Genomic DNA, 9,490 nt, shown 5'->3' on the forward strand with positions numbered 1-9,490 from the left:
CGACTGTAGCGCTGCCGAGGGGATCATCTTGCCTCAGGCGACGCCGAGCTTGTGATGTCTCGCCTTGCGCCAGCGTTGCGGAACCAGTTTGGCCGTATCATCTGATGCCATGCCGAATGCGCGTTGTCTTGACTCAATGCCGAGTAGGTCGACCGGAAATCGGGCGGCGATATGAATGCTATACGAACGACCTCATCGCCGCCGCTTCTTGGCTGACGATCGACCGAACCCACGACTGCGCGGGATCAACATCGAACTTGGCGTGCCAGACGGCAACTACCTCGAACTGTGGACTTGCAAAGGGTAGAGTGTAGCTGGTCAGGCCAAACGTTTTTGATAGCACGCGAGCCGAAAGACTTGGCACATTGGCTAGCAGGTTCGATGACTTCAGGAGATGCGGCAACGTAGAAAAACGCTCCACCACGACAGCAACCCGTCGCGTCGCGCCTAAAGTGCGAAGGGACTCATCTATAAGGCCGCTCGATAGGCCGTTCGCAGAAACAAGCGCGTGTGGGGTCCCCGTGTACACACTGAGGGGCATCACACTGTCTGCTCCGGTAGCAGGGCTTCCGGAAAGGACGACGAAGCTTTCGGTATATAGAGATTGGACACGATGACGCGCTTCCCGCCGGGACGGTCGCGCACAGATGACGAGATCGACGAGGTCATCGTCAAGCATCGAGGTAGCATTGCTATAGTCTCCGGCGCGGATGATGAAGTCCATATTTGGCGCCTCGTCTTGGAGCCGGCGGATCAATCGCGGACCGAGGTTGATCTCGATATCGTCCGTCATGGCAACGCGTACCGTTCGATAAGCTGTCGCAGGTTCGAACTCGTCGCCAGTCAAAATGGCCGCGTTGATCTCCGCTAAAGCGGGGAGGATTCGGTCGTAAAGATGTTGCGCGAACGGAGTCGGCATCAGCCCCGATTTTCCGCGAACGAAGAGATCTGCCCCGAGGACCGTGCGAAGTCGAGTCAGCGCCATACTGATGCCGGAGGGGCCAAGATAGAGGCGTCGTGCTGCTCCCCTGACACTGCCTTCGCGCATGACCGCAGAGAAGACCAGAAGCAGATTTAGATCCACGCGCCGCAGTTCGCGTTCATTAAACGTGCCCCAACGACCGTAAAGCTGTTCATCTAGCGTGAATTTGCTCTTCATGATGATCAATTTGCCTGAAACCGCTCGGCCGCGCGATAACAATCTTCCCAGCGGGATCAAGAAGGCGGGCCGAAATGACAGCAACGATGACAGTCGCGGAGATTATGCGTTACGGCGACGACGCTTTTGAGGTGCGCCAAGCGCCGCGCCCGGTCGCTGCCAAGGGCGAGCTGCTTATTCGTAATCACGCCGCCGGAGTCAACAACATCGACCTAATGATCCGGCGCGGCGAGCTCGCAAAGGCCGTACCGCTGCCGTTCATCCCAGGTGTGGAGGGAGCAGGCATAGTCCAAGAAGTGGGCAGCGGGATTTGCGATTTCGAGGTCGGACAGCGGGTCATGTGGTTTGGCCCCCTGTCGGCGGGCGGCTACGGACAGTTCGTTTGCGTTGATGCCCGCTATGTTGCGCCGATAGGCGAGGAGATCACATTCTCCGCTGCGGCAGCCACGCCGGTCGCCTATGTCACAGCCCATCATATGCTTTTCGACTACGGAAGACTGGAGGCAGGAAGCTGGGTGCTCGTGCGCTCCGCGGCGGGCGGGGTGGGAGTGGCAGCCTTGCAGCTCGCTCGAAACGCAGGTTTCAGAACGATCGCGTTAACTGACAAAGCAAAGCATCACTTCGTCTTGGCCAACGGCGCCTCTGCGGCCTTCGATTACAAGGAAGCTTCGGTGTTCGACCAGGTGATGAAACTAACTGGCGGCCGTGGCGTCGAGCTCTGTCTGAATGCGGTTGCGGGCTCGACCATAGCGGAAGACTTGATGTTACTATCCCCAATGGGGCAGCTGATAAGCTTCGGCCACCTCGCCGGTCCCCCAACAGGAAGCGCCGCCGACCTTCTTATGACTCATTTCACCAAGAGCGTCGGAATTCGCGTGTCGGACATCTACACGTATTATACGATCGATCCAGCAGGACTATCTGCTACTCTTGCCAAGATGGCCACCGACCTGCGGGGCGGCCGCATCGTTCCCCAAGTGTTCGACGTTCAACCGCTCGCTGCCGTGGCAAAAGCCCACGCAAGCTTGGAGACCGGCGCAGTCCGGGGGAAAGTAGTGATCTCAACTGACTGAGTTCTGGGTTCGGAGACAGGCCTCGGCCAGGACACCACTTCAGTCTCTACGGTAGGTTCGACCTCGATCTGCACAGCCGGATAGATTTCGGCAAAATCGATGCCTGAGGAGCGGTGCAGGAAGCGCGCGAGGCAAAGCTCAGGCGCGATATCCTAACTTTATTGGCTCCTCAAGAGGTCGAAACTGAAGGGCAGCGGCGAACACCTACTTCAGCGTCACGCCGAGGCTTGCAAACCGGCGCAGGCTGATGCGTTGCCCGCAACAGAGGACCTTGACGTTGCCCTGATACGCAGCGCCGGGTCCAACAACTTTCTTTGCGATTTCATGGCGGAAGCCATTCACAACGGTGCGGAAGGCACACGCTTTTACTCGCCGATGCGATCCGCCACCGCCACCTCGACGACTGCCTCGCCGTCATGAACAGCGTTGGCGGCGCGACGCTGGCACCTTCACCGGCGAACTCGTACGTGCCATGGTCGAAGACCTGACGACAGCGGACTTGATCAAAAAGACCATATCTCAAGCGAATATCAGGAGGCCCTCGGCGGCGTCTGGAATCAGGCGGGCCTCAATTGTTAAACTGGATCGACTATGCGGAGGAGCGCAGCCAGCCGCTCGGGTGCCCGCGCCCCCCAACTGCCTCACGACTCAGCGGCCATAACGCTCGATGACCTCGGCGAGTGGCACGTGTCCGCGGCAGACGCCGGTGTCAGGCGGAATCTCGCCACTCTCGACGGCGGTTGCGTAGAGGACCGCAGGATCAGCCTCCAGCCGAGTTCTGAGGGCATTCAGGCGCGGCCAGCGTGCTCGCTCCGCGACGTCGTGGAAATCGAGCCAGCGGGCGATGCCAATGAAGAGGGCATCGGCGAGGGTCGGTTTTTCGCCGGCCAAGTAGGACGCGTCGCCGGCCATAGCCTCAAGCTTATCGTGGCGCTTGATGACCGCATCACGGCCCCAGCGACGCAGCGCCATTTGCAGAGATGGATCTGGAGGCCGCATTTCGAGAGCCGCCCAAAGCGGCGAAAAGGCGCCGGTAAAGCCCGTGTTTATGAAACCCATCAGCTGGTGCATCCGGTCGATCTGGGGCGAAAGCGGGTCGAAGCTGATGCGCCGCTCACAATCTCTCGCCTCGAACCAGTGTGCGATCGCCATTGTTTCGGTAAGTGGGTCACCGCGATCGGTGACGAGCACAGGGGTTTCATGACGGGCATTGAGACGCGCGTAGGCGGGCTCGTGCATTTCAGAGACCATGTCGACGCGGCAAAGACGATAGGGCTTGCCAAGCCACTCGAGCGCGGCGATCAGGCCCATGGAACTTCCCAAAGGGAAGCCATAAATGAGGATTGGTTCCATTGTCATCCCATGACTTCTGTTGATCACGCTGCGCAGCGCACGCGAAGACTAGTTCCCTGGACGGACAAGTAAACTACGCACCTTTTTGCAACCATGAGGCACCCATGAAGAATCTTGTCTCGCGCTGTCCTATCGAAGAAGCGATGCAGACGTTGAGCGGGCGCTGGCCGGGTCTCCTCATCTACTATCTACAGCAGGGGACGAAGCGCTTTGCCGATTTGCGTCGCGATAATCCGACCATCTCGCACAAGATGCTGGCGCTCGAGCTCGGCAAGTTGGAGCAGGCAGGCATCGTGCAGCGGACCGAGTTCGAAGGTTATCCTCTGCGGGTCGAGTATGATCTTACCCCGGCTGGCCGTAAGTTGGTGCCGCTCCTGGATGCACTGGGCGACTGGTGGGCAGAGATGCATCTACATCAACCAGGCACGACCACGACCTGAAGGCATGACACGGCAACTTGAGCGTTCGAGGGCGGGGAGTGTGGTATCTCGACTTGCCGAGCGATGGTCCCAAAGCGGACATGCCGCGCCTCGATACTCTCCGCTCAGCATGTCTCACGGGGTCGCCTCAATCTGCTGCCGCTTGTCGGCAGGAGCATCGCTATGCCCTCTGAGCCTTTCCAAGGCATCGGACCATCTTCATCGAAATACCCTGGCGGTCGGCCCATCGTAGTCCAGCGTTGCCAAGGTAATAATCACCTTGGCGGCCTGCTGCACGGTCCAGGCCCCTGGTGTTCTTGAGATCGGTTGCGGTGTAGCCGGGGCCTGCCGAATTAACCTAGATGCCCTGAGGGGCAAGCTCCTTGGCAAACGCCACGGTTATCGCGCTCAAAGCACTTTTTGCGCTTCCATGGCTCATCGTGTTGACGGGATAGCTGGCACTGGTGAGATCGAGTCCACGCCCGAAAGATGCGGAGTAGCTCCTCACCATCACAATGCGAGCGGCTGGTGAAGCCAGAAGCAACGACAGAATGCCTGAGTGACCCGGATGGGCCGAAAACATTGACGTCGTACGTGGCTTGGATGTCGGCAAGTTGCTGCTGACTTGGAGGGAGATCGGATCGGATCGCGATACCGGTGTTACTTAGGAGGACGTCAAGACCGGATCCTGCCGCTTCGACAATCTTGGCAGCGGCCGCCACGCTCTCATCGCTTGTGACGTCGAGTTCAAGCCAGCGAACGTCCAGTCCCTCGGCAGCCAAGGTCTCAGCTGACACCTTTCCTCGATCTGCATTCCGAGCGCCTAGCCAGACCTTGCCCCCCTGAGACCGGCAGTTGCCTCGCAACTGCCCGGCTAATAACCTCATTTACCCCGGTTACCAGCGCGGTTTTCGATGTAGCCATTTTCGCACTTCTGTTGGGAATGCTGCTTCCGACAAATGACTGTTCGGGGAGAATGTCGCGCGCCAAACTCTCTCTGCTTTTGACCGATCCTCTCATTGGATTGCTGTGATGCGTGGGTGGTGCGCAACACTGGCATGATGAGCAAGGCGCTAGATGAGCTACTCCACCGGCTCGTCGACGAGGCCGGTCACCGGCGCCGTCGAGCCGCGCACGATCAACCGGCCGGACAGCATCACCTTGCGGGCCGGCGCCTTTGGCGCCTTCAATCGGTCGAACAGCAGCGTCATCGCCATGCGGCCGATGTCGCCGACCGGCTGCTCGATGACCGTGAGGCCGGGACCGACCAACTCCGACCACGTCTCGTTGTCGAAGCCAGCGATGGCGACGTCCTCCGGCGTGCTGAGTTGCAGCCGGCGCATCGCCTTGACGACGCCAAGCAGCATCAGGTTGCTCGACGCGATGACGCCGTCCGGCCGATCGGGACGGGAAAACACCTTGAGGATCTCGCGCTCGGCCGCCTCGGCATTCGGCGCCACGAAGAAGGCCTCCGATGACAGGCCGAGCGATGCGGTTGCCGAGATATAACCAAGATGGCGGTCGACCGCCGTCGACGACGTGTTGCCGAACAGGCCAACGATATGGCTGCGGCCGATGGCGTGAAGATGACGGACGAGGGTGATCGTTGCCTGTTGGTTGTCGAGAACGACGCTGTCATGATGGCCGACCGGCCCACCGCGATCGACCAGAACCACCGGAAACGGCAGATCGTCATCGGCCAGCCGTTCGAGACCACCGCGAGTCGGCGCCCAGATCAGGCCGGTGACTCGCTCCTCCTCCATGAGGCGCAGATACATTGCCTCGCGGTCGGCACTCTCATCGGTGTTGCAGAGGATGACGCGCATGCCAGAGCGATAGGCCTCGTCTTCGACCACCCGGCTCAACGCGGTGAAGAACGGACTGCGAATATCGGCCACCATAAGGCCGATGGTCTGGGAGTGTTGAGAGCGCAATCGGCGGGCCGAAAGGTTGGGTCGATAGCCCGTTGCCGCGATAGCTTTCTCCACTCGCTCACGCAGCTCAGGACTGACCGGTCCGTTGCCGAACACCCGCGAGACGGTCGCGACCGACACACCGGCTCTCTGAGCCACGTCCTTGATACTAACCGCCATTTTGAAAAGGTCCCATGACCCTGACCCAGGTTTCCCGATGGCGCCCTCCACGCCCTCGAAACCACTGAAAAGGATTACAGGAAGCTTGCTCAGGCGCACCAATTTGAAATCAGTAATTTTTCTGATAGGATTCTCAAATGGTCTACCAAGTTCTGGGACAAGAGCGGCCAAATTCCCCGGAACTCGTCGATTTCACCTTTTCTATCAACGCCTTTTAGAAGAATTTTGGTGCGTCTGTAGTACCACTACGCACTGGGAACTTAATCGGTTCAACGCTTGACCGTTGGCCTGAAAACGATCCCATATGCAGCAGGACAAAACAGAGCGGACCACGAAAGGTCCTCCACAGACCGCCTCGCCCTCTGGGTCAGAAAGCCCGACCGACGAAAGCTGAATGCGGCAAACGTCGGCGGAACAAACAGAACGCCTTCTGGACGAATGCTTGGAGACAGGAGAAGAACATGCCTATCAACAGCCCGGCAGATCTCGACGCACTGGTTTCACGCGTCAAGCGCGCCCAGCAAATCTACGCGACGTTCTCCCAGGAGCAGGTCGATCTGATCTTCCGTCAGGCAGCCTTCGCCGCCGCCGCCGCCCGCATCCCGCTTGCCATGCAGGCCGCCGAAGAAACCGGCATGGGCGTGGTGGAAGACAAGGTCATCAAGAACCACTTCGCGTCCGAGTACATCTACAACAAGTACAAGGATGAGAAGACCTGCGGCGTGCTCGAGGAAGACGAACTCGGCGGCACCATCACCATCGCCGAGCCGATCGGCCTCATCTGCGGCATCGTGCCGACCACCAACCCGACGTCCACCGCCATCTTCAAGGCGCTGATCAGCCTGAAGACCCGCAACGGCATCGTCTTCTCCCCCCATCCGCGCGCCAAGAAGTCGACCTGCGCCGCCGCCAAGCTGGTGCTTGACGCCGCCGTCGCCGCCGGCGCCCCGGCCGACATCATCGGCTGGATCGACACCCCGTCGGTCGAACTTTCCAACGCCCTGATGCGTCACCCCGACGTCAACCTGATCCTCGCCACCGGCGGCCCGGCCATGGTGAAGGCGGCCTACTCCTCCGGCAAGCCCGCCATCGGCGTTGGCGCCGGCAACGCCCCGGTGGTCATCGACGAGTTCGGCGACATCAAGCGCGCCGTTGCCTCGATCCTGATGTCCAAGACCTTCGACAACGGCATGATCTGCGCCTCCGAGCAGGCGGTGATCGCCGTCGACAGCGTCTATGACGCGGTGCGCGAGCGCTTCCAGAGCCACGGCGGTTACATTCTCTCGGGCAACGAGCTGGGCGCCGTGCGCAACGTCGTGTTCCCCGGCGGCCATCTCTCCCCCGACGTCGTCGGTCAGTCCGCCGTCAAGATCGCCGCGTCCGCCGGCATCGCTGTCCCCGCCGACACCAAGATCCTGATCGGCGAGGTCGACAGCGTCGAGGAGAGCGAACCCTTCGCTCATGAGAAGCTGTCGCCGACGCTCGCCCTCTACCGTCGTCCGGACTTCGAGGCTGCCGTCGACGCCGCCGCTGCGCTGGTCGCCCTCGGCGGTATCGGCCACACCTCGGTGCTCTACACCGACCAGGACCGGCATCAGGACCGCGTCGCCAGGTTCGGCGACAAGATGAAGACGGCCCGCATCCTGATCAACTCGCCGTCCGCCCTCGGTGGCATCGGCGACCTCTACAACTTCAACCTGGCGCCGTCTCTGACGCTCGGTTGCGGCAGCTGGGGTGGCAACTCGATCTCCGACAACGTCGGTCCGAAGCACCTCATCAACCGCAAGACCGTCGCGAAGCGAGCCGAAAACATGCTCTGGCACAAGCTCCCCAAGTCCATCTACTTCCGTCGCGGCGCCATCGCCGAGGCGTTCAAGGACCTGCAGGGCAAGAAGCGCGCGCTGGTGGTCACCGACCGCTTCCTGTTCCTCAACGGCTATGCCGACGGGGTCATCGAGCTCCTCAAGAGCCACGGCATGGACGTCGAGACCTACTATGATGTCGAGGCCGATCCGACGCTCACCTCTGTCCGCAAGGGCACCGAGCGCGCGATGTCCTTCAAGCCGGACGTGATCATCGCCTTCGGCGGCGGCTCGGCCATGGACGCGGCCAAGATCATGTGGGTGATGTACGAGCATCCGGAAGTCCACTTCGAGGATCTCGCGCTGCGCTTCATGGACATCCGCAAGCGCATCTACAAGTTCCCGAAGCTGGGCATCAAGGCCGAGCTGGTCGCCATTCCGACCACCTCCGGCACGGGTTCGGAAGTCACGCCGTTCGCCGTCGTCACCGACGACTCGACCGGCATGAAGTATCCGCTCGCCGACTACGAGTTGACGCCGAACATGGCTATCGTCGATGCCAACTTCGTCATGAACATGCCGAAGTCGCTGACGGCCTTCGGCGGCATCGACGCCGTCACCCATGCCCTCGAGGCCTATGCCTCGGTGCTGGCCAACGAGTATTCCGACGGCCAGGCGCTGCAGGCGCTGAAGCTGCTCAAGGATTACCTGCCGGCCTCCTACAAGGAAGGCGCCAACGATCCGATCGCTCGCGAGAAGGTGCATAACGGCGCCACCATCGCCGGCATCGCCTTCGCCAATGCCTTCCTCGGCGTGTGTCACTCCATGGCGCACAAGCTCGGCGCGGCCTTCCACCTGCCGCACGGCCTGTCGAACGCCCTGCTGATCTGCAACGTGATCCGCTACAACGCCACCAACAACCCGACCAAGCAGACGGCCTTCTCGCAGTATGACCGTCCGAAGGCCCGGGCCCGTTACGGCGAGATCGCCACGCACCTCGGCCTGCATGCCGAGCGCACCCAGCAGCGCGTCGACAATCTGATCGCCTGGGTCGAGGATCTCAAGAAGCAGCTCGATATCCCGGCCTCCATCCAGGCGGCCGGCGTGCCGGAAGCCGAGTTCCTCGCCAAGGTCGACAAGATCGCCGTCGAGGCCTTCGACGATCAGTGCACCGGCGCCAACCCGCGCTTCCCGCTGATCTCCGAGCTCAAGGCCATCCTGGTCGACAGCTACTACGGCCGGGCCTACGTCGAACCGACCGACCGCATCGAGACGGTGGAGGCGGTGCCCGTCGAGGCTGCCAAGCCCGCCAAGGGCGGTCGCAAGGCGGCGGAGTAACACCCTGAAATAGGCGAACGGAGGCGGGGCAACCTGCCTCCGTTTTGCTTTCGGACGCCTTCAAACCTTCTGAAGTGACAACCCGATATCATCGGCGTACACCGATGCCATCCGGTTATTCGGAACGATTTTGCGAATACTGCAAGTCTCTTTTCAAAGAGATTCAGGGTTCTCGAAATATAACCAGCCTATCTGGGAGATGAGCATGGCAGTAAAGGTCGCCATCAACGGTTTTGGTCGTATCGGTCGTAAC

General features: G+C 60.8%; 7 protein-coding genes. 3 read left to right on the forward strand and 4 right to left on the reverse strand.

Going from position 1 to position 9,490, the window contains the following annotated elements; genetic code table 11:
• Window positions 1-178 precede the first annotated feature (178 nt).
• A complete protein-coding gene (locus CXZ10_RS06760) occupies window positions 179-1,159 on the reverse strand; it encodes a LysR family transcriptional regulator (RefSeq protein ID WP_101288296.1) in 981 nt (326 codons plus the stop codon).
• Window positions 1,160-1,233: 74 nt separating this feature from the next.
• On the opposite strand from CXZ10_RS06760, the gene CXZ10_RS06765 reads away from it, so the two are divergent.
• The gene (locus CXZ10_RS06765) at window positions 1,234-2,232 is read left to right on the forward strand and encodes a quinone oxidoreductase family protein (protein ID WP_244617293.1); all 999 of its coding nucleotides are present in this window, start codon (window positions 1,234-1,236) and stop codon (window positions 2,230-2,232) included.
• 648 nt (window positions 2,233-2,880) lie between these two features.
• Here CXZ10_RS06765 and CXZ10_RS06775 read toward each other — a convergent pair.
• Window positions 2,881-3,585 carry a glutathione S-transferase family protein gene (locus CXZ10_RS06775; protein ID WP_101288297.1) on the reverse strand — a complete coding sequence of 235 codons (705 nt, stop codon included), beginning with the start codon at window positions 3,583-3,585 and terminating at the stop codon, window positions 2,881-2,883.
• 104 nt (window positions 3,586-3,689) lie between these two features.
• Between CXZ10_RS06775 and CXZ10_RS06780 the strand changes: the two genes are divergently transcribed.
• Window positions 3,690-4,025 (forward strand): winged helix-turn-helix transcriptional regulator, encoded by a 336-nt coding sequence (locus CXZ10_RS06780; protein WP_101288298.1) that lies wholly within the window; start codon window positions 3,690-3,692, stop codon window positions 4,023-4,025.
• A 332-nt stretch (window positions 4,026-4,357) separates the two neighbouring features.
• On the opposite strand, the gene CXZ10_RS06785 is transcribed toward CXZ10_RS06780, so the two are convergent.
• Entirely contained in the window at window positions 4,358-4,891 is a 534-nt protein-coding gene (locus CXZ10_RS06785) for an SDR family oxidoreductase (protein ID WP_244617292.1), read from the reverse strand.
• 195 nt (window positions 4,892-5,086) lie between these two features.
• The gene (locus tag CXZ10_RS06790) at window positions 5,087-6,097 is read right to left on the reverse strand and encodes a LacI family DNA-binding transcriptional regulator (protein ID WP_101288299.1); all 1,011 of its coding nucleotides are present in this window, start codon (window positions 6,095-6,097) and stop codon (window positions 5,087-5,089) included.
• A gap of 461 nt (window positions 6,098-6,558) precedes the next feature.
• Between CXZ10_RS06790 and adhE the strand changes: the two genes are divergently transcribed.
• A complete protein-coding gene (gene adhE / locus CXZ10_RS06795) occupies window positions 6,559-9,237 on the forward strand; it encodes a bifunctional acetaldehyde-CoA/alcohol dehydrogenase (protein ID WP_101288300.1) in 2,679 nt (892 codons plus the stop codon).
• Window positions 9,238-9,490 lie beyond the last annotated feature (253 nt).

Source organism: Pleomorphomonas diazotrophica (assembly GCF_002844595.1).
Lineage (GTDB): Bacteria > Pseudomonadota > Alphaproteobacteria > Rhizobiales > Pleomorphomonadaceae > Pleomorphomonas > Pleomorphomonas diazotrophica.

Excerpts from the sequence above, each read along its gene's own strand:
- CXZ10_RS06780 (WP_101288298.1), top strand. The coding sequence starts at position 3,690 with ATGAAGAATCTTGTCTCGCGCTGTCCTATCGAAGAAGCGATGCAGACG.
- CXZ10_RS06765 (WP_244617293.1), top strand. The coding sequence starts at position 1,234 with ATGACAGCAACGATGACAGTCGCGGAGATTATGCGTTACGGCGACGAC.
- CXZ10_RS06760 (WP_101288296.1), bottom strand. The coding sequence starts at position 1,159 with ATGAAGAGCAAATTCACGCTAGATGAACAGCTTTACGGTCGTTGGGGC.
- CXZ10_RS06775 (WP_101288297.1), bottom strand. The coding sequence starts at position 3,585 with ATGGAACCAATCCTCATTTATGGCTTCCCTTTGGGAAGTTCCATGGGC.
- CXZ10_RS06790 (WP_101288299.1), bottom strand. The coding sequence starts at position 6,097 with ATGGCGGTTAGTATCAAGGACGTGGCTCAGAGAGCCGGTGTGTCGGTC.
- CXZ10_RS06785 (WP_244617292.1), bottom strand. The coding sequence starts at position 4,891 with ATGAGGTTATTAGCCGGGCAGTTGCGAGGCAACTGCCGGTCTCAGGGG.
- adhE (WP_101288300.1), top strand. The coding sequence starts at position 6,559 with ATGCCTATCAACAGCCCGGCAGATCTCGACGCACTGGTTTCACGCGTC.